The sequence below is a fragment of the Dryocola boscaweniae genome (assembly GCF_025215095.1).
Classification (GTDB): domain Bacteria; phylum Pseudomonadota; class Gammaproteobacteria; order Enterobacterales; family Enterobacteriaceae; genus Dryocola; species Dryocola boscaweniae.
In genome coordinates, this window is the sequence record NZ_JALHAP010000076.1 from 110,303 (window position 1) to 135,602 (window position 25,300).

The window sequence follows — 25,300 nt, forward strand, 5'->3', positions numbered from 1 at the left end:
CCTGCTTCTCGAAGAATGACGGGTTTTTTAGCCCAGCGGTAACGCCATGATTATGGCGTCTTCCCTGCCCTCTTTGGTCGGGTAATAGTTGCGGCGAATCGTCGCCTCGTTAAAGCCCAGGCTCTCGTAGAGCGCAATGGCTGCGGTATTCGAGGCGCGCACTTCAAGCCACAGGGTGAACACATCTCGCGCTTCCAGCTCGCTGATTAAATGCTCCAGCAACTGACGGCCCAATCCCTTGCGCTGATAAGCGGGATCGACCGCGATATTGAATAACGTGGCCTCATCGAGAACAACCTGCGTGACGGCAAACGCCGCCATTTCGCCATCGACATCAAGACGCAAATTGAAATAGCGATCGCCCTGATTGCTGGCGAAGGTTTTCTCACTCCATGGAAAAGCATGGCTGCGCTGCTCGATGGCATACGCCGCCGCTAAATCACTCGGCTTCAGGGAATAAATCGTGTTCATGTTCGCAAATTTGCTGCCACAGCGCCTGTCGGGCTGCGCCATTATGATAAAGCTCGTTTAAGGCAGGCGTTGTTAACTGCGCGCCGGGAAGGGACAGCGGTTCATCAACGCCCAGTCGCCAGCTATTACAGCGGGTATCTGCTGGCAGCATCGCCGCACGATCCGGCGTGAGCTGCATAACCTGCTGCGGCGTAAGCGCCAGACTGCGCAGCACATCGCTAACCAAGGGATCGCTTAACGCCGGGAGGTCTTCTGCGACCATCACCAGCCGCGTATTCGCCAGCAGCGAGACGGCTATCTCGCCCTGCAACACCAGCGGTCGCCGCAGGTCCCACTGGGTAATGCCCAGTTGCCCTAACAGCCAGTCACGTCGCAAGCTCATAACGAAACCTTTTGAGAGTGCCAATTGGGGCGCAAATATAGCAAATTCATCGAATGTCCGCCATTAAACCTCTATAATCGCCGCTCTGATTTTGAAGGAGTGTTCCGATGTCTGCGTTAACCCCGGCAAGCGAAGTACTGCTGCGCCACAGCGATGATTTTACCGAAAGCCGCGTACTGTTTGCCGGTGACCTACAGGACGATTTACCCGCACGTTTTGAGACGGCGGAAAACCGCGCCCACACCCAGCAGTTCCATCACTGGCAGGTACTGAGCGCCCAGATGGGTGAAAACGCGCAGTATGGCCTGGTCGCGGGTGCCGATATCATTGGCGACAGCAACACGCTGATTTACTACTGGCCGAAGAACAAACCGGAAGCGCACTTCCAGTTGATGAACATTTTGTCTCTGATGCCGGTCGGCTGCGATGTGTTCGTGGTGGGTGAAAACCGCAGCGGTGTGCGAAGCGCCGAGCAAATGCTTGAAGATTACTGCCCGCTGACCAAAATCGACAGCGCGCGTCGCTGCGGCCTGTATCACGGTCGGCTGGAAACGCCGCCGCAGTTTGATGAACAGGCCTGGTGGGATGAATATCAGCATGAAGGCATGACGGTGAAAACCCTGCCGGGCGTCTTCAGCCGCGACGGCCTGGATACCGGCAGTAAGCTGCTGCTTTCTACTCTGACGCCGCATACCAAAGGTAAAGTGCTGGATGTCGGCTGCGGCGCTGGCGTGCTCGCCATTACGCTCGCAAGCCATTCACCAAAAGTTCGCCTGACATTATGCGATGTTAGCGCGCCGGCAGTTGAAGCCAGCCGCGCAACGCTTGCTGCGAACGGAATTGAAGGTGAAGTTATCGCCAGTAACGTCTATTCCGAAGTGAAAGGCCGTTTCGACATGATTATCTCCAACCCGCCTTTCCACGATGGCATGCAAACCAGCCTGGACGCCGCGCATCAGCTTATTCGCGGTGCGGCTCGTCATCTGAACATGGGCGGCGAGCTACGCATCGTAGCCAACGCCTTCCTGGCCTACCCGAACGTGCTGGACGAAGTATTTGGCAGCCATGAGGTCATCGCACAAACAGGCCGTTTTAAAGTTTACCGTGCCGTACTGGCCCGTGCGGCCAAGGCGAAGAAGCGCTAAACACGCCGCAGCGCCGCTTTTTGCAGCAATTGCGAAAGCGGTGCCAAATTAACTGTTGACGAAGCTCAGAAAACATCTAGAATGCGCCTCCGTGGTTGTGATACTTCGGTATTACAGGTATGCGAAGGTGGCGGAATTGGTAGACGCGCTAGCTTCAGGTGTTAGTGTTCTTACGGACGTGAGGGTTCAAGTCCCTCTCTTCGCACCACCAACAACCACGAGATATCGTTCGCACTGCGCGAAGGTGGCGGAATTGGTAGACGCGCTAGCTTCAGGTGTTAGTGTTCTTACGGACGTGAGGGTTCAAGTCCCTCTCTTCGCACCAATGCGATGACGATATCAACTCTCTTAAGCGCAAGCTTAAAACCTGTGCGAAGGTGGCGGAATTGGTAGACGCGCTAGCTTCAGGTGTTAGTGTCCTTACGGACGTGAGGGTTCAAGTCCCTCTCTTCGCACCACTTCTTAGTTGTTTCCCAGAAGCGCTCCAGTAATGCCTCGGCTGTTTTCTGCATTAATTTTTTACCTCATTTTTCTTATCTCATTCCAGAACTCATCATCACCAACGCAAGCCCGCTGGCAAATGCAACGCATGACGGCAGTAGCACGTAATGACGTAGACGCCTGTGAAACAGCATCGCCGTAGAAGCGACTAATCCCAACGCCACCAGCACCCGCCACTGGCTAAAGGACAAGTCCATGTACACCAGCGCCGCGACTATCAAAGCTGGTACGATCGTTCCCCAGGCGCTTTCAAGGCTCCGTTGCAACATTATGCCTATCTCATCAATTGGTAATGATAACCAATATCATATGATAACATTTCTCAGTTGTCAGCTATCGCAGTAACGTTTTTAGTCTGAATCAGAGCCGTTTTCATCATCGGATGACAGTTATTCACGAAGATGATAGATTTAGCCATAACGTTAATAAAACTCACCAATACAAAACACAACGTTAATCCGCTATCCGCAAATATAATTTTAAATCAATGCGAATTCACACTTCCAACACCTGACCTAAAGAATTAATTAAGCTATGAGTGCAAAAAACTGGCGAGCCTTAAATAAAGGGAAGCATCAACTTTCTTTACGTTTATTTCTTTTACTGAACGCAATATCCGCCTGTTTCAGCATGGTGAGCCCTATCTACCACACGGCAGCTATTACCGTGCCTGTCGTTCTGGTTCTGCTGCTCAGCACGGCGTTTTTGATCTGGCAATTGGTTGATAAGCAAAGATTAATTAATATCAATTCGGTATCATTTCTGCTGGGGGTAATATGGGCGTGGCATGTGGTTATTAAAAATAACGCCATTCCTGCCACCGATGCATCATTTCTAATAATTGCTCTGCTGTCGATATTATTTATTGGTTCTATCTCTTTTATCAATAATTTACAGGCTTTCATCCTGCATTGCCTGCCGGTTGCGTTAACTATTGCATGGCTCGATCAGGGCGAACACTGGCCGCGCGTCCTTTACTCCATCGCTTTGCCCGCCATCGGCATCACCATTCAGCATATCATTCAGCGGCGTAATGATAAGTTCACCCAGCGGCTGATGAACAAGCTGCTGGAAGAGAAAGAGACGCTCAACGATCTAAGCATGATCGACCCGCTCACGGGCCTGTACAATCGCCGTGGCTTTCAAAACCGTCTTGAAAATGTCCTGGCGGCTGGCAGCGGCAACCACTACGTGCTGCTGCTCGATATCGACCATTTTAAAGCTTACAACGATAACTACGGCCACAGCATGGGTGATCAGGCGTTGATCCGTGTCTCTGCCGCTATTCGCGATGCGGTGCGCTCGCGTGATATCGTCACCCGCTACGGCGGCGAAGAGTTTATGGTCCTGCTGACAAATATTGATGCCGACGTAGCGCTGCAAACCGCTGAACGCATCCGTCAGCGCGTTTACGATCTGAAGATCCTGCATTTGTTTAACGAACAGGTAGCCACGAATGTCACCATCAGTATCGGTCTTTCCCCGCTTGAGGATGACGGCATCGACGAGGCGCTGAGAATGGCTGACCAAGCGCTTTATCGCGCCAAAGGCCAGGGCCGCAATAACATTCTCACCAGCGATTCTTTGCAGGCGGCGTGAACAACGCCGTTCTTTTTCACCCCACCCGCACAGAGCGCACATTTTCATCTTGCTAACGGCTTTGCCTATAGTTAGGATTGGCAATCATTATCATTTAGATTACCGGTCGTATCAGGCGATGGCGTTTCAGTCCCAACAGTTTATTGATGACATTGCATGGCAGACGCCTTTTCGGCGCGCTGAGCCGCGGCTTGCGGACGAATTACGCGACCACTTCACATCCCATCGCGCGTATTTCAACGATATCGTTAAGCTAAATGAAACCACACCAGATAATGCTCTGACCTTCTATCAGTGGGCCCAGCCGGCGACGTTAACTTCCCTGATGGCCTGCTACGCCGATCATATCTATCGCAACCAGCCCGAGCTGCCGCGCGAAGGCAAACCGCTGAAGTCCCTTTGGGCGCAGTGGTATCTCGGTTTACTGGTTCCGCCTTTGTTAATGGCGCTGATTACCCATCCACGCGCGCTGGATATCGACCCGGCGCACATTCGCGCTGAGTTTCATGAAACGGGCCGAGCGGCCGCTTTCTGGCTGGACGTTCAGGAAGACGCTGCCGCAACGGTATTACCGCTTCGCCTGCGCGTGGAGAAACTCATCGTTAAAGGCATGATGCCGGTTGTTGACGCGCTGGAAGACAGCGGTGACATTAACGGCAAGCTGATCTGGGCAAATACCGGCTATCTCATCAACTGGTTCCTGGGCGAGATGAAAGACCTGGTCTGCGATGAAACCGTTGCCGACCTGCGTCACGCCTGTTTCTTCGAAAAACAGCTTTCTGATGGCCGGGACAATCCGCTTTACCGCACCGTGGTACCACGTGAAGGATTGCTGGTTCGTCGCACCTGCTGCCAGCGTTACAAGCTGCCGGATGTTCAGGGCTGCGGCGACTGCACTTTAAAATAAAACGGCGGGTTTCCCCGCCGTTTTCACATCTGAAACGCTTACGCTGCCTGCTGGCTTGCTTCACCAGAAGCTTTCTGCGCCTCTTGCGCTTCCTGCTCAAGCAACTGCTTCTCGTACACTTTAAAGAACGGGAAGTAGATGATGGCGGAAACGACGGCCAGCAACACCACCAGAATCGCCGCACGGAAATCCCAGCCCAGCGCCCAGGCCGCGCCAATTGGCGCCGGCGCCGTCCACGGCACAACAGAAATGACGCGCCCAATCAGATCCATCTTCATTGCACCCCACGCCAGCACGGCGTTAACCATCGGCGCCAGCAGGAACGGAATAAAGAACACCGGGTTCATAACGATTGGCGTACCGAAAATAACCGGTTCGTTAATGTTAAAGCAGGTTGGCACGATACTCAGGCGGCCAATGGAACGCAGGTGGGCCGATTTACTGCGCAGGTAGCAAATGACCAGTCCCATGGTAGCGCCGGAGCCACCGACTACGATAAAGAACGTCCAGAAGGCTTCCATAAAGATATGCGGCAGTGGCGCGCCCTGCGCCAGCGCACTCTGATTCATTCCGAGGTTGGTCAGCCAGAACATTTGCAGCATGCCTGAAACAATCGCCGCGCCGTGAATCCCCGCAAACCACAGCAGGTGGCCAATCAGCACCGCCAGCAGAATCGCCGGCAGAGAGTCCGCCGCGGAAACCAGCGGTTTGAACAGCGACATAATGGCCTGTGGGATAAGCATATCGAACTGCGACTGAATGAACAGGCTCAGCGGATACAGCGTCAGCACCACAACCAGCACCGGGATCAGCAGATCAAAGGAGTTTTTGATCATCGGCGGCACCTGGTCCGGTAGCTTGATGCCAATGTTATGCGCCTTCAGGAAACGCATCATCTCAACGCAGTAAACCGCCACCAGAATCGCGGTGAAAATACCCGTACCGCCCAGGCTATCTACCGGCAACGCCCCTTCGGTTTTTGGCGCGGCAACCAGCAGGAATGCCATCAGCGACAGCATGGCGCACATAAACGGATCAAGACCGTGTGACTTCACATAGTGCTTGCCCAGGTTATAGGCGATAGCCGCGCAGATATAGATGGACATGATGCCCATCGTCATATCAAACGGCGTAAGGATCTGCCCTTCGAAATGTTTGGCTGCATCCAGCCACGCGCGGGCGAAGCCCCAGGTGGTGGTTGGCGAGAATGGAGGATATGCAAAGACCAGCAGGAACGATCCAACAATCATAAATGGCATGGCGGAGATAAATCCGTCGCGGATAGCCATAACATGTCGTTGGGCCGAGATCCGCCCGGCTACCGGGCTGACATAGTTTTCAACAAAACGAAAAATCAAATTAAAGGCGGCATGGTTAGAAGACATAGTCGTTCTCCAGTCAGGCTATCAACGCGAGTGCATCAGCGAGAATTTTATCGCCGCGCATCATTCCGTAATCCATAGAGTTGATCACCGTGACCGGGATCTGTTTAGGTGCTGCCTGTGCTTTGAAATCCTCCAGACGATATTTGATTTGTGGCCCGAGTAAACAGCAATCATAACCGGGCATAACATCAGTGAACTCTTCAATGCCAACCGCTTTAATTTCTACGTCAATCTGTTGCACTAAAGCGGCTTGCTTCATCCTGTTCACGACCATGCTGGTAGACATACCAGCGGCACAGCATAAAAGGATACGTTTCATAGACTGCTCTTATTATCAGGTACAGGGGTGGTTACAGATTCAGTATTCCTCGCTCTTCGTCTTACTGCAACCGGTTACTGTAACCGGTTGCAGTGATTGTGAAGGAGATCCAGAATTCGCTGAATTTAAGCGGCTGCGTTGGCGATAAGCGGTTTACAAAAAGCAGGGCCTTATGCGAAATTATTTGCAGCCCAATCAGGAGAAACACATGAGTCTGCAGTCTGTGCGGCAATTCTTTGCCGACCACGCCCCCGATATCGACATTATCGAACTTAATCAAAGCACTGCCACCGTAGCCCTTGCCGCCGTCGCGCATAACGTTGAACCCGGTCAGATTGCCAAGACGCTGTCACTGAAAGTCAAAAACGACATTATTCTTGTCGTTGCAAAAGGAGATGCACGACTGGACAACAAAAAGCTCAAAGCCGCCTTCGGCGCGAAAGCCCGCATGCTCAGCAGCGACGAAGTCGTCACCTGGACCGGCCATCCTGTCGGCGGCGTTTGCCCATTCGGCCTTGAAAACCCGCTGGCCGTATATTGCGACATCACGCTTAAACAATATGACGAAGTGCTTCCCGCTGCGGGCGCCATTCACAGTGCGGTACGCATATCGCCCGAGCGTTTAGCCGAACTGACTGCTGCAAAATGGATTGATGTTTGCCTTTAAGGCAAAGAAAACCCTTAACATAGTTAACGAATCAACTTCTTGTCCGGAACGCTATCCCACACCGGGGCTATGCGAAACGCTTTTGGCGTGGCCCCGGTGTGGCGACGGAAGAAACGTGAAAAATAAGTCGCGTCGCTAAAGCCAAGGTAATCAGAAATCTGGCTGATGGTCATGCTGGTGTAGAGCAGGCTGCGTTTTGCCTCCAGCATCAGCCGCTGATGCAAAACGCCCAGCGCGCTGTGGCCATAAAACTCATGGCAAAGCGTATTGAGATGCACGCTTGATAAGCCAATCAGGCTCGCATAATGCGCAATGGAAAGATGCTCGCGATAATGGCTTTCTACCAGCTTATTAAAACGACGAATAACGCAACGCCTGCGCTCCACTTTGTCGCGGCCGATAAGCGCTGGTTTACATTGCCGGTTCAACCAGACAAGCAGCGCGCTTATCAGCGAGTGGATCATCATATCTCGCGCCTCACCATCGCCCTCATATTCGTTTTGCAAAGTGTGAAACAGAGTATTAATTTGTCCGCGCGAAGCTTTAACCGGCACGCAGGCGGCCTGCATGAGCACCTGTAAAGGACGGCCAAACTGCTCCTCAAACTGGGCAATCAGCGGCGCGGCAAACGAAAGCGAATAACCCTGAGTGCCCGGGGCAAAACGAAAACCGTGGATGCAAAGCGCAGGCACAATCTGCAAACAGGCCTGGTTCACGCGCCGCCTTGTCCCCTCAATTTCAATCTCCGCCTGCCCTTTGTGCATATACAACAACTGCACCAGATCGGCATGTTGATGCACGCGAATATTCCATTCATACAGGCTGCTGCGGCTATGAATAGATTCACAATGCAGCAGTTCCGGCGTCGGCCAGTTAAGGCTTTCACCGTAAAGCTTAAAGACGGGAACGATATTGTTAAGGCTCATCTTTCGCTCATAGTGGCAACAGGCGTCCTCTTTCGCCGGAATAAGTGTAGCGCATTCAACTCGCTTGCTTGTCAGCGCACTTCTTCGAAAGGCAGCCCGACATAATTCTCAGCAATGGTTGTCATGCCTGCACGAGAACCCAGATAGTATTCGCGATCGGCCTGCTGCATTTTGCGATCGAAGGCGTTTTGTCCGCTAAAATCATGCAGCAGATTGGTCATAAACCAACTGAAACGCTCGCCTTTCCAGACGCGGCGCAGCGCCATGGGCGAATAGACGTCCAGGAAGTCGGTACGGCCTTCGTGATAAACCTTCTTAAGGATGCGATAGAGATAATTGACGTCGGAAGCGGCGAGGTTAAGCCCTTTCGCCCCGGTAGGCGGCACAATATGCGCAGCGTCCCCCACCAGAAAAAGGTTGCCGTATTGCATTGGTTCAACCACAAAACTGCGCAGCGGCGCGATACTTTTTTCAAGCGCGCAGCCCGTCACTAACCTGGCACCCAATGCCTGCGGTAAACGCAGCTTAAGCTCATGCCAGAAACGTTCGTCTGACCAGGCTTCAACGTTGTCCGTCAGCGGCACCTGAAGGTAGTAACGGCTTCTCGTTAGTGAGCGCTGACTGCATAGCGCAAAACCCCGCTCGTGATGAGCATAAATCAGTTCGTGATTAACGGGCGGTGTGTCCGCAAGCAATCCCAGCCAGCCGAAGGGATAAACGCGCTCGTACTCGCGTAAAACATCTTTTGGGATAACCTGCCGGGAAACGCCGTGGAAGCCGTCGCAGCCGGCAATGTAATCGCAGTCGATGCGGCTGCTTTCCCCCTGCTTTTCAAAAGTGACATAGGGTTTATCGCTTTTGATATCAAATAATTGCACATTGCTGACGCCGTAAACGGTCACTGCGCAAGCCTCGGCGCGGGCCTCCATCAAATCCTGGGTCACTTCTGTCTGCCCGTAAACCATCACCGTTTTCCCGCCGGTTAACTCCTTAAGGGGGACGGCAATTCTTTTGCCATCGAACAGAAACTCCACGCCGCCATGCACCAGCCCTTCCCTGTCCATGCGCTTGTGAACGCCGGCTTCCCGCAGCAGATCAACGGTCCCTTTTTCCAGAATCCCGGCGCGGATTCGGCCCAGCACGTAATCGGGGGAGCGCCGCTCCAGCACAATATTGCTAATGCCTGCCCGATGAAGCAGTTGGCCCAGCAGCAGGCCAGACGGCCCGGCGCCAATTATCACAACCTGAGTTTTCATAGCAGAAACCCTCAACGCGAATTGTTATTTGTTTGTTTTATTTGTGTAAATAAAATGAGTGCATCTGCATTTTTGCATTCCAAAGAAGAAAAAGAAGGGCAATAACTGACTAAAACGTGCACTTTTCGAAACTCGGGCAGAACTGTGGGCAGGTTCAAATTTTGAGGAAAATGTAGACAAGGCGTCTGTCCCGGACAATGAATGCTCCGGGATGCCTGAATGTCAGATAAAGGATTTAGATAAATGGAAATAAACGAGGAAAAGCCCCGGAATTAACCCTTCATAAGATTCATCATTTGCTTAAACATATTACTTTCGCTATTGGCTAACTCATTAACCAGCGTGAAGTGGTTGTTACGTTGATCGTCAAGCAGGCTAACGTCATAGCCTTTTTCTCTACAAGCATTGAAATAAAGTTGGGTTTGGTTACGAAAACCCAGTGTTTCTTTTGCGCCAACGTCCAATAAAATACGCGGAGCATTCTCTTTCTCAGGAAGATTGAATATCGGGCTTAATAATTTTGCCTGTTCAGGAATAAGGCGCATCCATTCATTGATATAAGTCTCGCACAAGGGGCGAATATCATACAGCCCGCTTAACCCTAAAGCGCCTTTAATAACATTAGTCGGCACCCGATAGCTTTTCTGCCAGTTATCGGCGATTAACATCCCCGTCAGATGTCCGCCGGCTGAGCTTCCACCAACAAAAATACGTTCAGGGTCAATGCCAAATGGCGCTGAATGATGGTACAACCAGGCGATTGCGCTGCGAACCTGCCGGACAATTTCGGCAAGCGTAGCTTCAGGCTGCAAGGTATATTCCAGTGTCGCCACCGCGACACCGTGCCGGGTAAAACTTTCGGCCATCGAACAGGCATCTTCTTTACTTTGTGAATGCCAGTAACCGCCGTGAATAAAAACAAAAAGAGGCGCGGGTTGCTTTAACGCGGGAAATAAATCCAGACGTTCATCTGCTCCCATTCCATAATGCAAATCATAAATACCCGCAGTACGAGCTTTTGCCCTTGCGGCCAACTGGCTGTATTCCACCATGCAGGCATCAAAGTCTTCTACTGAGGCCCGGGCATTATACTGAATATTTCGGGCGTCAATATTTTGAAATTCCACATCGATCATTATTAATTTCCTTATTATGGCTTAATTAACAGAAGAGCTGTTGGCAAAAAATCCACCTGCGAATATATAGTAAATTTGACCTAAGATTTAACGACATAAAGTGCTTTTGTAGGCGGCGGTCAACGCCGTACGACGCCTTCCTTTGATGAAAATGTAGACAAAACGGCTTATCTGAAGAAAGGTTGATCCAGACCGCCTCAGTGCAGGCAGGAGCATATGCTATTAATAAGCAGTCTTAATTTTGAGCGGTCGCGCCGCTATTTCATTTTCCAGGGCAAAGCATGCAGACAGACGACAACGTACAGCGGGAAGTCACCCGCTTGTGTATTCAGTGCGCGCTTTTTTTATTGCAGCACGGTGCTGAAAGCGCGCTGGTTGAAGAACTCTCCACTCGCTTAGGCATCGCGTTGGGTATGGACAGCGTTGAAAGCTCCATCTCAGCGAACGCTATTGTGCTCAGCACCATTAAAAATAATCAGTGCCTGACTACCACACGTAAAAACATCGACCGCGGCATCAATATGCACGTCGTCACCGAAGTGCAGCATATTGTGATTATGGCCGAACATAAGCTGCTGGATTATAAAGACGTTTTGAAACGCTTCTCGCATATTAAACCCCTGCGTTATCCTCGCTGGCTGGTGGTGCTGATGGTGGGATTATCCTGCGCCTGTTTCTGCAAGCTGAACAACGGCGGCTGGGAAGGCGCATTCGTCGCCTTTGTGGCAAGCTCCGTGGCGATGTATGTACGCCAGGTGCTGACGCAGCGCCATTTGCATCCGCAAATTAACTTCTGCATCACCGCTTTTATCGCCACCACCGTCTCCGGCCTGTTAATAACCAAGGGGCCCTTTGCCAGTACATCAAACATAGCGATGGCGGCAAGCGTTCTGCTGCTGGTGCCGGGCTTTCCATTAATCAACGCCGTGGCGGATATGTTCAAAGGCCACGTCAATACCGGCCTTGCACGCTGGGCTATGGCGAGCCTGCTAACGCTCGCCACCTGCATCGGGGTAGTTATGGCAATGGCTATCTGGGGGCTGCGCGGATGGGCATAATAGATTTCATCTTCGCGTTAATGCAGGACATGGCGCTGGCGGCAGTCCCGGCCGTAGGCTTTGCGCTGGTCTTCAACGTGCCGCACCGGGCGTTGCCTTATTGCGCATTGCTTGGCGCAATAGGACACGGTTCGCGCATGGCAATGATGACCGCAGGTTTCAATATAGAGTGGAGTTCGTTTATTGCCGCCATTCTGGTAGGTATGATCGGCATTCAGTGGTCGCGCTGGTACCTTGCTCATCCGAAGGTCTTTACCGTGGCGGCGGTCATTCCGATGTTTCCCGGGATCTCAGCTTACACCGCGATGATTTCCGCCGTTAAAATGAGCCACTTCGGCTACAGCGAAGACCTGCTAATCCAACTGGTGACGAACTTCCTCAAAGCGTCGTTTATCGTGGGCGCCCTGTCGATTGGCCTTTCGCTTCCGGGTTTATGGCTTTATCGCAAGCGTCCTCGCGTTTAACCTGATGTAATGTAAGAAACCAGCCCTGTTACGTAGCCGATAACCTTAAGGAGCCCGATTGGAACCTCACGAAATCTATCTCCCGGAACATTCCGCTGAGGCGAGCCTGAAAGAGAAAATCTTTTTTAGCGCCATTACCCTGTTTGCTGAATTTGGCCTGAACGGCGCGCGCATGGAGCAGATAGCCGAAAAAGCGGGCACCACAAAGCGCATGGTGGTGTATCACTTTAAGAGCAAAGAGCTGCTCTACGTTCAGGTGCTGGAATATGTCTATACGCAAATTCGTGGCGCCGAACGCAAGCTTAACCTTGCCACTCTTCCGCCCGTTGAGGCCATGGTAAGGCTGGTAGAATGGACGTTCGATTTCCACGCCACGCACCCGGATTTCATTCGTATTATCTGTATGGAAAACATGCAGCGCGGGCGCTTTGTTAAAGAATCCACCTTCCTGCGAGAAATCAACCGCAGCGCGCTGGATTTACTTGAAGATATCCTCTCACGCGGCCAGGAAAAACAGCTATTTAGCACAGCGGTAACCGCCAAAGACGTGCACCGTCTGGTCAGCAGCTTTAGCTTCTACCATGTCGCCAACAGCTACACCTTCTCCAACCTGTTTGAGGAAGGACGCGACCCGGCAGAATACACCGACCACTATCGTAAAATGGCGGTGCAGGTGGTGCTGCGTTACGTCGGACCGTAGACAGAAGAAGGCAGAAAGCGGAAAAGTTGCACAATTGCCCCTTTGATTAAGAACAGTCGCTGTTCCGGCGTTCTGCCTCAGAGCGTTATACTCGGCGCTGTTCTCCTGCCAGGCAGGTTATCAAAATGGGTATAACAAGATGAAAGCAAGCAATCGTATGGTATGCGCCCTTGCGCTGGCGGCCTCAGTTTTTGCAGGCCAGGCCGTCGCGGCAAGCTGGCAGGACCAACTGTCCAGCGCGGCAAGCGAATTAAGCAAAAGCAACACCGCTACCACCGGCAGCACGCAAAGCGGCGGGCTTTCCCTCTCCTCGCTGACCGGCCTGCTAAACGGCGGCAACCAGGCGCTAAGCTCCAACAGCATGACCAACGCGGCTGGCGTAATTGAGTACTGCGCCAAAAACAAACTGGCGACGGCCACCAGCGCCGAAAACATCAAAAGCCAGCTAATGAGCAAGCTGGGCCTGGAAAGCGCCACCAAACCCGCCGAAGAACCGGACTATAACCAGGGCCTGCTGGGTCTGCTGAACACCGGTAAAGACCAGCAGTTGGATCTGAACACTATCGGCAGCTCGCCGCTGGCTGAAAAAGTGAAAACCAAAGCCTGCGATCTGGTACTGAAACAGGCGGCTAATTACATTTCCTGAATGAAAAAGGCTGCCTCAGCGGGCAGCCTTTCCGGCAACAAATGTTCATATTTCACGTTATTTTGATGCCGCATCAAACTACGCCAGCAGCAGGCGAATGCCCCGATCGCACAGGCGTTTCGCGTCCTGCTCAGGCAGCGCTTTATCGCTGACGATATGAGTAAAGGCGCTAAGCGGCGAAATACAAAATAACGAGTATTTCTGGTATTTAGAACTATCGGCTATCAGCACCTTTTTGCCGGCGTTGGCGATAATATCGTGTTTGATCGCCGCTTTTTCTTCCGTCGGCGTCGTAACGCCTTTCTCCAGGCTCCACGAGTTGCAGCTCATAAAGGCCACGTCCGGATGGATAGCGCGCAGTAAACTTCTGCCGTGCTCCCCCACGCAGGACTGGCTGCTGTCGTCGATGCGTCCGCCAATAATGGTCACTTCAATCTGGCGAAACTCAGACAAGAACAGCGCAATATGCAGGTCTGCCGTGAACACGCGCAGCGGAAGATGAACCAGGCTGCGCGCAAGCTCCAGCGCCGTTGTTCCTGCGTCCAGCACTATTGCATCACCGGAAGAGACAAGCGAGGCGGCCTCACGGGCAATCGCCTGTTTTTGCTTGAGGTTACGCTGTTGCTTTTCAAACGTGGTGGGCTGGATGGGAACAAACTGCTTGAGCGCAACGCCGCCGTGGCTGCGGCTGATAACGCCCTGTTCATCCAGTTTTATCAAATCGCGACGAATGGTGGCCGGTGAAGCGTCCACCGCCTCAACCAGTTGCTCTACTGTCACCAGATTATGGCTTTTTAACACCGCCATAATCTGGTCAAGACGATAATTACTCTTCATTTTCCGTGAGATTACGCCAGTTGCATTGCGAGTTTAATCGAGACCTCCATGCTCTCAGATTTAGCTTTTCCTTGCCAGGCAATATCAAAGGCGGTGCCATGATCCGCGGAGGTCCGAATAAACGGCAGGCCCGCGGTGATATTCACCCCGTCGTAAAAACCCAGCAGCTTAAGCGGAATATGCCCCTGATCGTGATACATCGCCACCACCATGTCGTATTGCCCTTCATAAGCCTGTAAAAAGACCGTATCCGGCGGGCAGGGGCCGTAAACGTTTAGCCCTTCGGCTTTCGCGGCGTTAATGGCAGGCGTGACCGTATTGATCTCTTCATCGCCGAACAGCCCGTTTTCACCCGCATGAGGATTAACCCCGGCGACGGCAATGCGTGGAGCGGCATACCCCACGCGTTTGAGAAATTTATCGGCAATATTGATAACCGTTTCGATACGCTCCTGATTAAGCGTATCGAGGAATTTGCGCAGGGCGATGTGCGTAGAAACATGAATGACCTTCAGCTTATCGGTGTAAAGCACCATCGCATAGTCTTTGCTGTCGGTGAGCTTTGCCAGCAGTTCGGTGTGGCCCGGATACAAATGCCCCGCCTTATGAAGCGCTTCTTTGTTCAGCGGCGCCGTAGCAATCGCATGAACTTCGCCTGCCAGCGCCAGTTCGGTCGCGCGCTTAACGCAGCGATAAGCCAGATCGCCCGCCTGGGCCTGGACTTTTCCGGCTACCAGCGACTGCGGCTCTTCCAGCGGTTCATCCAGCACGTTAATGACGCCTGGCGTGAAACGCGCCTCTGAAACCTGATTGACTGGACGTAAATCCACTTCAGGAACAAGACCTGCCTGACAAACGCGTCGCAAGGTTTCCAGACAGCCGATAACCACGGCTGGCGCGCCGTTCAGCTCGTCGTGCAGCAGCGCTTTGATAATAATTTCCGGGCCTATCCCGGCAGGATCGCCCATCGTTACCGCGATTGTCTTAGTGGTCACTGTACATCTCCTCAATAAAATAGAGCGCATCGCAAAGCGTACTCTCTGTACCAAACCCACCGGCTTTTGTGATCACCGGTAAATCATCAATCTCGCTGTTGATAAACGTCCCGCAGGGAATGCAGGGAGCGACTTCACTCTCGATGCGGTAGCCTTCAGCGCCCAGCGCGTTAGCCACCGCAATGGCGATATCGCCGCCGGTGAGGAACAGCCCGCCAATACTGGCCTGCCCGGTTATAGCCAGCGTGAGCTGTCCGAGCTGCTGACTTATTCTTTCTCCGACCTGCTGACGCGTCAGAGCGTATTGCCGGCATAGCGCCTCAATCTGGAAGCGATCTTCCGCCTCGCGGCTGGTGCGCAAAATACAGTGCCGCCCTTGTTCAAGAATTTCGCAGGCCTGCGCGATGATGTTCTGCCGATGTTGTTCGGCACGCGAAGTCAGCAATAGCGCAACGTCGATATCAACGATGTCGCCACGCCTGCTACGCCTGGCCTGCTCCACCTGGCGGCGGGTGGCTTCGCTCATTGACCCGGCGACAACCAGCACCGGCAGAGCCTGGCGTTCAGATAAAAAAGCAGATACGGGAAGCGCATTGGCAAGACCGGCGGCCCCCACCAGTAAAGGCGGCGGCGACATTGCCATCGCCGCGCTGGCAATAATCTCCAGATCGTTCTCGGTAACGGCATCCACCACCACCATGGTCTTCCCCTGCCCGGCTAGCTGCTCAAGGGCGCTCGCCAGCTCGCCGCTTCTGACTCTCGACAGATCGATTTCACAGACCTGAACTGCGGATTGCCGGGCGATTAAGGTGCTGATGCGGGATGAAACGATGGGCGTGCGCGGATCGCTTGCGAACTCCGTTTCAAGCAAAGGAACCTGATGCACCAGACATTCGCCCCGTTCGGTGGTGCGCCCGGCACCGGGAATAGCCCCGGCAATTAACGCCAGCGTTTTACCCGTTGCCAGCATGGCGGCTTCAACCTCAGCCCCCACGTTGCCGCGAAAAGTCGAATCAATTTTCTTGTACACCAGCGGTGCTTCCTGCCCCGGCTGGCACCACTGTCGTAAGGCTTCCGTTACCGCCTGCGCGGCTTCACCCGGGGTAACGGCCCGGCTTTCGGTATTCACCACCAGCACATCCGCATGACGGGAAGGCTTCTGCCGCTGCGTAAGCATGACTTCCGTTTTGGCTCCTTTCTTTGCCAGTTGCACCCCGGTGTCGTTGGCGCCGGTAAAGTCATCCGCGATAACGATTAATTTCATAAAGCCTCCTTCGCCTTCATCTGCGCGTTACGCTTTGCCACCCAGGATGTCAGAAGCGGCGTAAGAATAGCCGTGGTGATAACCGAGGCCGCTATTAGCGGCGCAGCCGACGCCGCAACCTGCGCCAGAGAAGGGTCCGCCTGCGCAATCGCCAGCGGGGTAGCAACGGCGTTGCCTGCGGTACTTGAAGCGGCCGCGCCTGCAATACCTGTCCCGCCCATTAAGCGATCGGCGCGGATATTAAAGAATCCGCCCACGATAGTGGTCAGCACACCAAGCAGAATGCCGGCAAGCCCGCCCTGCAACAGCATTTCCAGATTAATGCCCGCCCCTAACGCGAAGGCGAAGAAAGGAATCAACAGCGGGCCGCCTTTGGTCAGAAACTCGCGCATATTGACGTCAAGATTACCGAGCAGCATTCCCACCACCAGCGGGACCAGAATCGCCACCAGCGCCATCAGAGGAATGTTTGCCATTCCCGCCGCGCCCAGGGCAATCATGGTAAAGAACGGGCCGTCGTTCAGAGAAAGAATAGAGATAGCGCCCACGTCGCGCTCATTGCCAAATTCCCCCACCAGCGCCGCATACAGACCGCCGTTGGAATTGCTCATAGCGGCGATAATCGCCACGCCGCTAAGGCCAAATATTCCTTCCGCGCCGAAAAGGTATTCCACGCCAAGCCCCAGCGCCACCGCAACGAGCAGTTTAGTTAGCGTAATCGTGCCGCCCTGCAGCAAAGCCTGCGGGGCAGCTTTGAAACTGATGCCGGCCCCCATGCACAACAGGAAAGCGCCAATCAACGGAGCCGCGCCGTTTTTAAATAACGCCGTGGTAAAACCGCCGATTTCAAGCGCCTGAGGAAAGAATGTATTCAGCACCGCGCCAATCACCAGAGGAACAACCATCATGCCGCCCGGGACCTTCTCAATTGTTTTTTTGATGTTCATCTTTCACCCGATTAGATTGAATAAAATCAAAATGATTATATTCAATCAATGAAAGGATAGAGAGATCCCGGTCACAGAACGCTCAAAAGCTACAATAATGGGGTTAACCGGGAAAGGATGATTTAAAGAACGCTAAAAAGAGCTCAAAATGATTATTTTCAATCATCAGCAAATAAGAGCGGAGGCCTCAAATGTCCTCCGCCGCAGCGGGAAAGGAAACTACTTTTGTAACGCGCAGCCGTAATCCAGGATCTCCCCCGCCGTGCCCAGGTTTAAATCCGTCACTTTCAGCCGATTAGCCAGCAGCATAAACTCGCCCTGCTCTGTCATCGTCACCGCCAGGCCATATTTTGCGATGTCGTCGCCACGCTGTTTGACATAAGCATTCAACAGAGCAAAGGGGCTTTGCTGCTCAAACGTATTCGCGGGAATTTTCATCGCCAGATAATCATGGCCTTTAAGCTTCTCGCCGAACGGCTGCCAGCTATTGCTAATCTGCCCTTCGTGCTGGTTAAGCGCCTGATAAACATCCGGCCGCAGACAGGCAAGATGGATATGCAGTTGGTTTTGCGAACGCCCGTACCAGGAGTTTATCGCCAGGGCCAGATAGCGGTCGTTAACAGGTTTGTCCGCCATCTGCTTTAAGCGGCCGCGCTCCTGCCAGGCGTAATAAAAGTAATTTGGCGCGTCTGGCTTCTGAATAGCCGGGCTTTCGATGCCGGTGATTTTCTCCGTCGGCATCGCCAGCGTATGCAGCGGCCCTTTGGCATCTTTAAACACCACAAAATGCTTAACAGGATCGACGGCTAAACAAGGCGCGGGATCGTGACGCTGCTGCTGATTCGGCACGCACTGCTCGCTGACAATCTTCCACAGCGCATCGCTGTTAGCGCGGATATACAGCAGCCAGACGGCAGCGGCCACGACCAGTACAATAAGCAGGAAAAAGATGATGCGGAGGGCTTTCTTCATGAAGAGTCACGTCCTGTGTCGAGAGATTTACCAAAGCGGATGTAGAGGAACATTCTACACCGCCGGCGTCCGGAGCCATAACGCCAACAAACTTTTACGCAACCGCCCGCCGTTCAACGCTGCTGCAACGACCTGGCTATTAACTGAAAACATTCCTCAATCTGCGGAGGAAAATCCTGCTGGCAGCTGCGCATCAGGGCAACGGTGCGGCTCAGGGAAGGCTGCTGGAGATGCACGACTGCAAGCTCTTTATCCTGCAGGTGCGTGGTGTAAAGCTGCGGCAAGATCGCAATAGCAAGGCGCGAGCGGACCAGGCCATAAAGCGTTTCAATAAAATCGACCTGATAGCGCGCGGTAAGATTCAGACGCTGGCTTTCGGCCATCGCGGCCACCAGCCGACTGATATTTCCTTTGGAAAATACCGCAATATCGCGGCGGGAAAGGTGCCGCCACGGGATATGGCTGGAGGTTGCCAGAGGATCTTCGCGATGCATAACGGCCACGAAAGGATCTTCCTGAAGCGGATGGATCTCAAGCGTTTCGGGCACGGAACTGTCCAGCGCGCCGATGCCAAAATCAAGCTGGCCTTTTTCCAGGTGGGCGATCAGCGAATCGTTAGTACGATCGTGAAACTCAATGCGCAGGCGCGGAAAATGTTCTGCCATAAGCCGGGGAATGTCCGGGAACAACAGGCTGCCCACCGACGGCACAAGGCCGATACGTAACGTGCCGTCACCGCCGTCCTGCACGATGCGTTGCATATCATCAAACGATCTTTGCGCCACATACAGCACTCGCTCTGCGTGGGGCAGGATCGCCGTACCCAGTTCGGTTAACGTCACCGCCGAAGCCGTGCGGTTAACCAGCTTGCCGCCGAGCACCGTTTCAATTTGTCGCAACGCGCTGCTGAGCGCAGGCTGGCTAATCGCCAGATGGCTCGCGGTATCGGTAAAATGGCGCAGCTTAGCCAGCGTCACAAAATACTGAATCTGTTTTAAGGAGAGAGCGGGCAGGCGCTGCCAGGGTTCAGCCATGATGGTATCAGGGTTCGCAAGGTAAACGTTTGCGACAGGATAAACGTTTCTTATCGGCCGATAAATTAAATCATCTGGGTAAACCTTAACTGCCTGGAGTAGCCTGCCACTATTTCCAGCCGGACAGTAAACCGATGAACTCATATGTACTTGCGGACGTGCGCCGCCGGGCGGTTAAAGCAGCTTCAGGCGAGGCGCCATTCGACCTGCTGCTAACCAATGCGAATCTGATTGATATGGCGACAGGCGAAATCCGCCTCGTCGATATCGGCATCGTCGGCTCGCTTATCGCCAGCGTCCATCCTTGCGGAACCTGGCCTGAAGCCGCAGACATTCACGATCTGGCCGGGGATTACGTAAGCCCCGGCCTGATGGACACCCACGTTCATGTTGAAAGCTCCCACCTGCCGCCTGCACGCTACGCTGAAATTGTTGTGGCGCAAGGCACCACGACCATCTTCTGGGACCCGCATGAGCTGGCAAACGTGCTGGGCGTGGAAGGCGTGCGTTATGCTGTGGAAGCGAGCCGCGATTTACCGTTACGCGTGATTTGCGCCGCGCCGTCCAGCGTCCCTTCTACGCCGGGCCTGGAAATGTCCGGGGCGGATTTTGCAGGCAAAGAGATGGAAACCATGCTTGCATGGCCGGAAGTGGCGGGCGTTGCGGAAGTGATGGACATGCACGGCGTGCTGAACGGCAGCGAGCGCATGCTGGAAATTCTTAACGCCGGGCTGAACAGCGGCAAGCTGATTGAGGGCCACGCGCGCGGCCTGAGCGGCGCTCAGCTTCAGGCGTATCTCGCCGCTGGCGTCACCTCCGATCATGAACTCACCTCCGCCGCCGATGCGCTGGAAAAACTGCGCGCCGGGCTGACCATCGAAATCCGTGGTTCTCATCCGTACCTGCTGCCGGAAATCGTGGAAGCGCTCAACGCCCTGCCTCACCTCTCCTCGCAGGTTACGGTCTGCACGGACGATGTCCCGCCGGATATCCTGCTGGAAAAAGGCGGCATTATTGCTCTGCTGAACCTGCTGATTGAACACGGCCTGAAGGCGACCGACGCGCTGCGCCTGGCTACGCTCAATGCCGCAATCCGCCTGCAGCGTAACGATTTAGGGCTGATTGCCGCCGGGCGCACGGCAGACCTTGTGGTATTTGATTCGCTGGAAAAATTACAGGCGAAAGCCGTGTACGTCGCGGGGCAGCACATGGCGCAAAACGGCAAATTACTTAAACCCGTCAACGCGCCGGATGTTTTGCCTCCGCGCGACACCGTGCGTTTAAAACCGCTGAAGCCGGAAGATTTTACCCTCAACGTTCCTGTCGCTCACGGCACCGCCACGCTGCGCCACATCAAGGGCGCACGCTTTACCCAGTGGAACGAAACCACCGTAAATGTACGCGACGGAAAAGTGCTGCTCCCGGAAGGCTTCAGTCTGATTTGGGTGCAGCATCGCCACGGCCGTCATGAAGCCAAACCTCAATTGGCGCTGCTGGAAGGCTGGGGCGAACTGCGCGGTGCGATTGCGACGACCTATTCTCACGATTCCCACAACCTGGTGGTGCTGGGCCGCAACCCGCAGGACATGGCGCTGGCAGCGAATACCTTAATCGCCAGCGGCGGCGGCATGGCGCTTAGCCAGAACGGCGAAATCCTCGCCCACGTCGCCATGCCCATCGCCGGCATGCTCTCCGACTTACCCGCAGCGGAACTCGCACGGCAGTTCCACGAGCTTCGCGAACTGAGCAACAAAGTCGCCGACTGGGAGCCGCCATACCGCGTATTCAAAGCTATTGAAGGCACCTGCCTTGCGTGTAACGCCGGGCCGCACCTGACCGACCTCGGATTGACGGACGGCGCCACGCGCCAGATCGTCGACCCGCTTATTGCCTGCCAGGAAACGCTGGCGAAATAACAACACAACGTTGAGATAGCACAGGAGAGCCACACAATGGCCGAAAACTCAGTAAATCCAGCCGCTGCAGAGAGCTGGCTGGAGCGGCGCTTCCAGCTTTATTCACGGCAAAGCAAGGTGAAAACCGAATGCCTCGCCGGGGTGACGGGCTTTCTGGCCGCCGCTTACCTGCTGGTTGTTATTCCCGGCCTGCTGGCCGCAGGCGGAATGGATAAAGGCGCCGCCACAACCGGCACGATTCTGGTCTTTGTCGCGGGCACGCTGCTGATGGCTTTTTACGGCAACCTGCCGTTTATCGTAGGTCCTGGCATCGGCGGGTCGGTGCTGGTGGGCGTTACGCTTGCGGGCAGCGAAGGCATTAGCTGGCAGACTGGACTCGGTATCGCCTGCTGGTCCGGCATTCTCTTTTTCGCCCTTACCCGGCTTGGCCTGCGCGAGGTGGTCACGCGTTCGGTACCGCAATCCATCAAGCTTGGGCTAACGGCGTCCATCGGCCTGTTTGTTGCCGTGCTTGGTTTTCGCAACGCCGGGCTGGTGCTGGCGAACGCGAAAACCAACGCGCTGATGATGGGCGATTTTACCGCGCCGGGCGCGCTTGTTGCGCTGTGCGGCCTGTTCCTCGCCATCGCATTGCAGGCGCGACGTATTCCCGGTGCGATTCTCTGGGCTATTTTATTCGCAACGCTGGTCGGTATTCCTTTTGGCGTCACGCATCTGCCGCAAAGCTTTATCGCTATGCCGCATTCTCTCGCCCCGGTGCTGGGGCAAGTGGATATGTTTGGCGCGCTGAACATCGCCTTTCTGCCTTACCTGTTTGTGTTCTTCGCCTCGGAGTTTTTCTCCACCATGGGAACCACGCTTGCGGTTGGCGGTGAGGCCGGTTTGCTGGATGAGCACGGCAATATGCCGCATATCAACCGTCCGTTTATGGTGGACTCTATTGCGGCAGCGCTCGGCCCGTGGGTGGGGATCCCGGCGGCTACGGCGCTGATTGAATCTTCCGCTGCGGCAGAGGCCGGGGGTAAAACGGGACTGGCTGCGCTTGCGGCAGCCATCATGTTCCTGCTGATGCTGCTGTTCACGCCAATTGCCCTGGCTATCCCAAAAGAGGCCACCGCCCCTGCGCTGATCCTCATCGGCCTGAATATGTTCAGCGGGCTGCGCAAGGTGGATTTAGCGAACTTCACCGACGGCCTGCCGGTGTTGATGATGGTGATGATTACGCTGATTGCCAACAGCTTCGGCACCGGCATTGCGGGCGGCCTGCTGTTCTATATCATCATCAAGGCGATTGCCGGGAAATGGCGTGAGATCCCGGTTGGGCTGTATCTGCTGGCGGTTCCGCTGGTGTATTACTTTGCGACGCTTGTGCGCCATTGACTTCTTCGCTGGCAGGCAGCTTTTCACTGACCAGCCCTGCCGGGCGTTCATCAGATAACGCACCCTGGATGACATAAAGAAAGGGTTGCCAGGCCATAACCACCTCCTGCGGCGTTTTCTTAAAGTATAGAAAACGCCCGACTGGCCACCTTCAACAGAAAGTCTTAACCGCCTGGCGGCGCTAAGACTTTTTCTGCCGTTGCTCTCTCGCAGGTCTTTTCAGATATTCGCAAAGCGTATTTTCGGGGCGTTTAAAAACCGCCAGGAAATCGCCTGGCAATAACTCATCCACCACGACTGCCGAATTAAGTCCGCAGACGTTCTTTCATTTTTCTATTTAAACTAAGCTTGTTGCTCTGCTTATTTATTCAAAAGAGTTTTCATGCTTACCGTTGCCATAAGAGAAAAAAATAGCCACTTTGTACACGGCATAAAAATTATCGTTCAACAAATATGCAAACGCCGCCATGAAACCTTTCATTTTTTACCCGCTGAGCACCATGACGTTGCCGACGTGTTGTTTATCTCCCTTGAAGATAACTGGGTAAGCGCCGATTGTTATAAAATGCCACAGACGACCCAAACCCAGCGCGTCATTCTTATCTGCCGAAAGGAGGAACATGAAAAATTGATGTTCCGTCCCTGCCTGTATATGTTGCCGGCCATTTTTCGTGAAGATGAGGTTGAGGAAATTACCCACAAAATTGCTCACTGGACGGCTCCGGCAAGACGCGGCAACAACACCCGAGCCGTGCCTGCAAGCGTTTGCAAATACTGCACAACCCGCCACTTTTCCCTGCCCGAGCGCGAGCTTCTCAGGCACATCGCCTGCGGCCATTCGCTATGCGATGCCGCATACCTGATGAAGATTGACGAATCCGCAGCGCGTTTATACCGCCAGGCTATCATGAAAAAATTGCGTATCAGCAGCCAGCAGGGATTAATAAAATTTATAAGAGTGAATCTTCTTTTTTTACTTGATTAGTCGGGCAAGCTAAAACGCTGCTTAAACGATTTCTTGTTTCTTATTTAATAAATAGCACGGGCTGAATTATCCTGTTTATTAAGAAATTTCCTGAATAAGCTTAAGCCTGTCCTAATATCTAACGGCAACGCCTGCTGCCAAAATAACCGGAGTGCGAAATAATCAGGAACATTGACAGATTTTCTTGCTGATTATCCTCTTCGCTATCGCATCCGCGCTTCACGCAGGCCTACACAGTTAGCGACAAAATAATTATGAATAATTCTTCTTATTCGGCACGCTTCTTTGGCACTCTGCCCGCCTGCGGACGTTATTTTAGCAACCGCAAAAAGATACCTGACCGGTTAGCCAGTGAGTGAGCATTTGCATTTAGCCGCACGTAAAAGGAGACATCGCCGCACCGGCAGCCTGGCGATTCCGACCGTCTTTGATCGACTTGAATATTTGCAGCAGCAAACCCACAAGCTATGTGAGCAAAAACCCGTGGATATGCTGCTCCTTACGCACGACAGGTATCTTTCGCTGGCGCTTACTCAGCATTTCCTTAAACGCACCCGCACGCGCATCTGCTCGACGCTTGAAGAAGTGACGGGCTTTTTCGAGCAAACCCCTTTGCCGCGCATCGTCATTGACCTCGACTGCATAACCCTGCCCGTGCTTCACGTGCTTGACGCCGTACGCGCCTGGCACAAGCAACGGCCAGGCATCAGCATTACGCTACTGACATCCAGCCACAGCCCGGAGGCGTCGTGTTTTATTGCCGCAGCCGCAGCCTGTCGGGTTATCGAACGGCGCCTGGAAATTGTCTTATTATTATATTTATTGATGCAACGACCTTGCTCCCCCCGGCCGGTTCAGGCTAACTATACGCGCGCGAATGATGACCTTTCTCCTCGGGAATGGAAAATCCTCATGGAGGTGGCCCGGGGTCGCTCCCTCAAAACCATTGCATTCTCCCTTGGGAAGCCGTATCACGCCGTGGTGTATACCCTGAGCCGGGTCTCAGCGCGCATTGGCCTGAACAATAAGAAATCGCTTATCCAATTGCTTCATGAATTATCAGTCATACCGACCGACAGAAACCATTATTTCTAAGCTACTGAGTTTTTATGGAATTTAGGAAATTACTTATTTTATATGTTTTAAAAATGTTAAATAAGAACTGTTCATTAACAGTTATAACTATTCCTGGACCGACAATCTCCGCTATACGGCCCGCCCCGTCCATGAACAGGGTCTTTTTAACCGCGAATAAATTTAACAAACACATAACAATTAGCGCTTCATACTATTTTTAATATTTAAAATAAACTTTTAATGCAAATATTTAGTTTACGCCGCAAATATAAACCAAATAAAAAATAGCTTACTTCATAATGCAGAACTTAATAGTGCCAAACAACACCGC

General features: G+C 53.4%; 26 protein-coding genes and 3 tRNA genes. 15 read left to right on the forward strand and 14 right to left on the reverse strand.

What is annotated here, in order from left to right:
* Positions 1-27: 27 nt before the first annotated feature.
* A complete protein-coding gene (rimI, locus tag MUA00_RS08730; protein WP_271122708.1) occupies positions 28-471 on the reverse strand; it encodes a ribosomal protein S18-alanine N-acetyltransferase in 444 nt (147 codons plus the stop codon).
* A complete protein-coding gene (locus MUA00_RS08735; protein ID WP_271122709.1) occupies positions 440-853 on the reverse strand; it encodes a DNA polymerase III subunit psi in 414 nt (137 codons plus the stop codon). Before MUA00_RS08735 ends, rimI begins: the two co-directional genes overlap by 32 nt.
* Before the next feature lie 107 nt (positions 854-960).
* On the opposite strand from MUA00_RS08735, the gene rsmC reads away from it, so the two are divergent.
* The 4 genes from rsmC to MUA00_RS08755 all read left to right on the forward strand — a co-directional run bounded on the left by rsmC (position 961) and on the right by MUA00_RS08755 (position 2,456).
* Positions 961-1,998 (forward strand): 16S rRNA (guanine(1207)-N(2))-methyltransferase RsmC, encoded by a 1,038-nt coding sequence (gene rsmC, locus MUA00_RS08740; protein WP_271122710.1) that lies wholly within the window; start codon positions 961-963, stop codon positions 1,996-1,998.
* A 121-nt stretch (positions 1,999-2,119) separates the two neighbouring features.
* Positions 2,120-2,206, forward strand: a tRNA-Leu gene (locus MUA00_RS08745).
* A 30-nt stretch (positions 2,207-2,236) separates the two neighbouring features.
* A tRNA-Leu gene (locus MUA00_RS08750) sits at positions 2,237-2,323 on the forward strand.
* A gap of 46 nt (positions 2,324-2,369) precedes the next feature.
* Positions 2,370-2,456: transfer RNA gene (locus tag MUA00_RS08755), tRNA-Leu, on the forward strand.
* 75 nt (positions 2,457-2,531) lie between these two features.
* Here the strand turns inward: MUA00_RS08755 and MUA00_RS08760 are convergent.
* On the reverse strand, positions 2,532-2,768 hold the full coding sequence (locus MUA00_RS08760; protein WP_271122711.1) for a DUF1435 domain-containing protein: 237 nt from the start codon (positions 2,766-2,768) through the stop codon (positions 2,532-2,534).
* 265 nt (positions 2,769-3,033) lie between these two features.
* Here MUA00_RS08760 and MUA00_RS08765 point away from each other — a divergent pair, with 265 nt between their 5' ends.
* Together MUA00_RS08765 and fhuF are read left to right on the forward strand one after the other, a co-directional pair.
* Complete coding sequence (locus MUA00_RS08765; RefSeq protein ID WP_271122712.1) at positions 3,034-4,098, forward strand: GGDEF domain-containing protein; 1,065 nt, start codon at positions 3,034-3,036, stop codon at positions 4,096-4,098.
* 118 nt (positions 4,099-4,216) lie between these two features.
* Positions 4,217-5,005, forward strand: coding sequence for a siderophore-iron reductase FhuF (gene fhuF, locus MUA00_RS08770; RefSeq protein ID WP_271122713.1), 789 nt, complete (start codon positions 4,217-4,219; stop codon positions 5,003-5,005).
* A 38-nt stretch (positions 5,006-5,043) separates the two neighbouring features.
* Here the strand turns inward: fhuF and MUA00_RS08775 are convergent, their stop codons facing one another.
* Complete coding sequence (locus MUA00_RS08775) at positions 5,044-6,390, reverse strand: PTS sugar transporter subunit IIC (protein WP_271122714.1); 1,347 nt, start codon at positions 6,388-6,390, stop codon at positions 5,044-5,046.
* A 13-nt stretch (positions 6,391-6,403) separates the two neighbouring features.
* Positions 6,404-6,709 (reverse strand): PTS sugar transporter subunit IIB, encoded by a 306-nt coding sequence (locus MUA00_RS08780; RefSeq protein WP_271122715.1) that lies wholly within the window; start codon positions 6,707-6,709, stop codon positions 6,404-6,406.
* Between the two features lie 208 nt (positions 6,710-6,917).
* On the opposite strand from MUA00_RS08780, the gene MUA00_RS08785 reads away from it, so the two are divergent.
* Positions 6,918-7,376 (forward strand): YbaK/EbsC family protein, encoded by a 459-nt coding sequence (locus tag MUA00_RS08785; RefSeq protein WP_271122716.1) that lies wholly within the window; start codon positions 6,918-6,920, stop codon positions 7,374-7,376.
* Between the two features lie 23 nt (positions 7,377-7,399).
* On the opposite strand, the gene MUA00_RS08790 is transcribed toward MUA00_RS08785, so the two are convergent.
* The 3 genes from MUA00_RS08790 to MUA00_RS08800 all read right to left on the reverse strand — a co-directional run bounded on the left by MUA00_RS08790 (position 7,400) and on the right by MUA00_RS08800 (position 10,694).
* The gene (locus tag MUA00_RS08790) at positions 7,400-8,302 is read right to left on the reverse strand and encodes a helix-turn-helix domain-containing protein (RefSeq protein ID WP_271122717.1); all 903 of its coding nucleotides are present in this window, start codon (positions 8,300-8,302) and stop codon (positions 7,400-7,402) included.
* A gap of 71 nt (positions 8,303-8,373) precedes the next feature.
* Positions 8,374-9,558, reverse strand: coding sequence for a 4-hydroxybenzoate 3-monooxygenase (gene pobA / locus MUA00_RS08795; protein ID WP_271122718.1), 1,185 nt, complete (start codon positions 9,556-9,558; stop codon positions 8,374-8,376).
* A 272-nt stretch (positions 9,559-9,830) separates the two neighbouring features.
* The gene (locus tag MUA00_RS08800; protein WP_333780872.1) at positions 9,831-10,694 is read right to left on the reverse strand and encodes an alpha/beta hydrolase; all 864 of its coding nucleotides are present in this window, start codon (positions 10,692-10,694) and stop codon (positions 9,831-9,833) included.
* Between the two features lie 281 nt (positions 10,695-10,975).
* Between MUA00_RS08800 and MUA00_RS08805 the strand changes: the two genes are divergently transcribed.
* The 4 genes from MUA00_RS08805 (at position 10,976) to MUA00_RS08820 (ending at position 13,562) form a co-directional block, all read left to right on the forward strand.
* On the forward strand, positions 10,976-11,752 hold the full coding sequence (locus tag MUA00_RS08805; RefSeq protein WP_271122719.1) for a threonine/serine exporter family protein: 777 nt from the start codon (positions 10,976-10,978) through the stop codon (positions 11,750-11,752).
* On the forward strand, positions 11,743-12,216 hold the full coding sequence (locus tag MUA00_RS08810) for a threonine/serine exporter (RefSeq protein ID WP_271122720.1): 474 nt from the start codon (positions 11,743-11,745) through the stop codon (positions 12,214-12,216). Before MUA00_RS08805 ends, MUA00_RS08810 begins: the two co-directional genes overlap by 10 nt.
* A gap of 58 nt (positions 12,217-12,274) precedes the next feature.
* Entirely contained in the window at positions 12,275-12,916 is a 642-nt protein-coding gene (locus MUA00_RS08815; RefSeq protein WP_271122721.1) for a TetR family transcriptional regulator, read from the forward strand.
* A 139-nt stretch (positions 12,917-13,055) separates the two neighbouring features.
* Positions 13,056-13,562 (forward strand): DUF2501 domain-containing protein, encoded by a 507-nt coding sequence (locus MUA00_RS08820; RefSeq protein WP_271122722.1) that lies wholly within the window; start codon positions 13,056-13,058, stop codon positions 13,560-13,562.
* A gap of 78 nt (positions 13,563-13,640) precedes the next feature.
* Here the strand turns inward: MUA00_RS08820 and MUA00_RS08825 are convergent, their stop codons facing one another.
* From MUA00_RS08825 to MUA00_RS08850, 6 genes are all read right to left on the reverse strand, one after another.
* A complete protein-coding gene (locus MUA00_RS08825; protein WP_271122723.1) occupies positions 13,641-14,399 on the reverse strand; it encodes a DeoR/GlpR family DNA-binding transcription regulator in 759 nt (252 codons plus the stop codon).
* 11 nt (positions 14,400-14,410) lie between these two features.
* Positions 14,411-15,394 (reverse strand): D-threonate 4-phosphate dehydrogenase, encoded by a 984-nt coding sequence (locus tag MUA00_RS08830; protein WP_271122724.1) that lies wholly within the window; start codon positions 15,392-15,394, stop codon positions 14,411-14,413.
* Positions 15,384-16,658, reverse strand: coding sequence for a D-threonate kinase (gene dtnK, locus MUA00_RS08835; RefSeq protein ID WP_271122725.1), 1,275 nt, complete (start codon positions 16,656-16,658; stop codon positions 15,384-15,386). Before dtnK ends, MUA00_RS08830 begins: the two co-directional genes overlap by 11 nt.
* Positions 16,655-17,605 (reverse strand): 2-keto-3-deoxygluconate permease 1, encoded by a 951-nt coding sequence (locus MUA00_RS08840; protein WP_271122726.1) that lies wholly within the window; start codon positions 17,603-17,605, stop codon positions 16,655-16,657. Before MUA00_RS08840 ends, dtnK begins: the two co-directional genes overlap by 4 nt.
* Before the next feature lie 219 nt (positions 17,606-17,824).
* Complete coding sequence (locus MUA00_RS08845) at positions 17,825-18,577, reverse strand: CDP-diacylglycerol diphosphatase (protein ID WP_271122727.1); 753 nt, start codon at positions 18,575-18,577, stop codon at positions 17,825-17,827.
* Positions 18,578-18,690: 113 nt separating this feature from the next.
* Positions 18,691-19,614 (reverse strand): LysR family transcriptional regulator, encoded by a 924-nt coding sequence (locus MUA00_RS08850; protein WP_271122855.1) that lies wholly within the window; start codon positions 19,612-19,614, stop codon positions 18,691-18,693.
* A 131-nt stretch (positions 19,615-19,745) separates the two neighbouring features.
* Here MUA00_RS08850 and MUA00_RS08855 point away from each other — a divergent pair, with 131 nt between their 5' ends.
* The 4 genes from MUA00_RS08855 to MUA00_RS08870 all read left to right on the forward strand — a co-directional run bounded on the left by MUA00_RS08855 (position 19,746) and on the right by MUA00_RS08870 (position 24,987).
* Positions 19,746-21,527 carry an adenine deaminase gene (locus tag MUA00_RS08855; protein ID WP_271122728.1) on the forward strand — a complete coding sequence of 594 codons (1,782 nt, stop codon included), beginning with the start codon at positions 19,746-19,748 and terminating at the stop codon, positions 21,525-21,527.
* A 36-nt stretch (positions 21,528-21,563) separates the two neighbouring features.
* Positions 21,564-22,907, forward strand: a complete 1,344-nt coding sequence (locus MUA00_RS08860) for an NCS2 family permease (protein WP_271122729.1) — start codon at positions 21,564-21,566, stop codon at positions 22,905-22,907.
* Positions 22,908-23,289: 382 nt separating this feature from the next.
* Positions 23,290-23,892, forward strand: a complete 603-nt coding sequence (gene fimW / locus MUA00_RS08865; RefSeq protein ID WP_271122730.1) for a fimbria biosynthesis transcriptional regulator FimW — start codon at positions 23,290-23,292, stop codon at positions 23,890-23,892.
* Between the two features lie 351 nt (positions 23,893-24,243).
* Positions 24,244-24,987, forward strand: coding sequence for a helix-turn-helix transcriptional regulator (locus tag MUA00_RS08870; protein ID WP_271122731.1), 744 nt, complete (start codon positions 24,244-24,246; stop codon positions 24,985-24,987).
* Positions 24,988-25,300 lie beyond the last annotated feature (313 nt).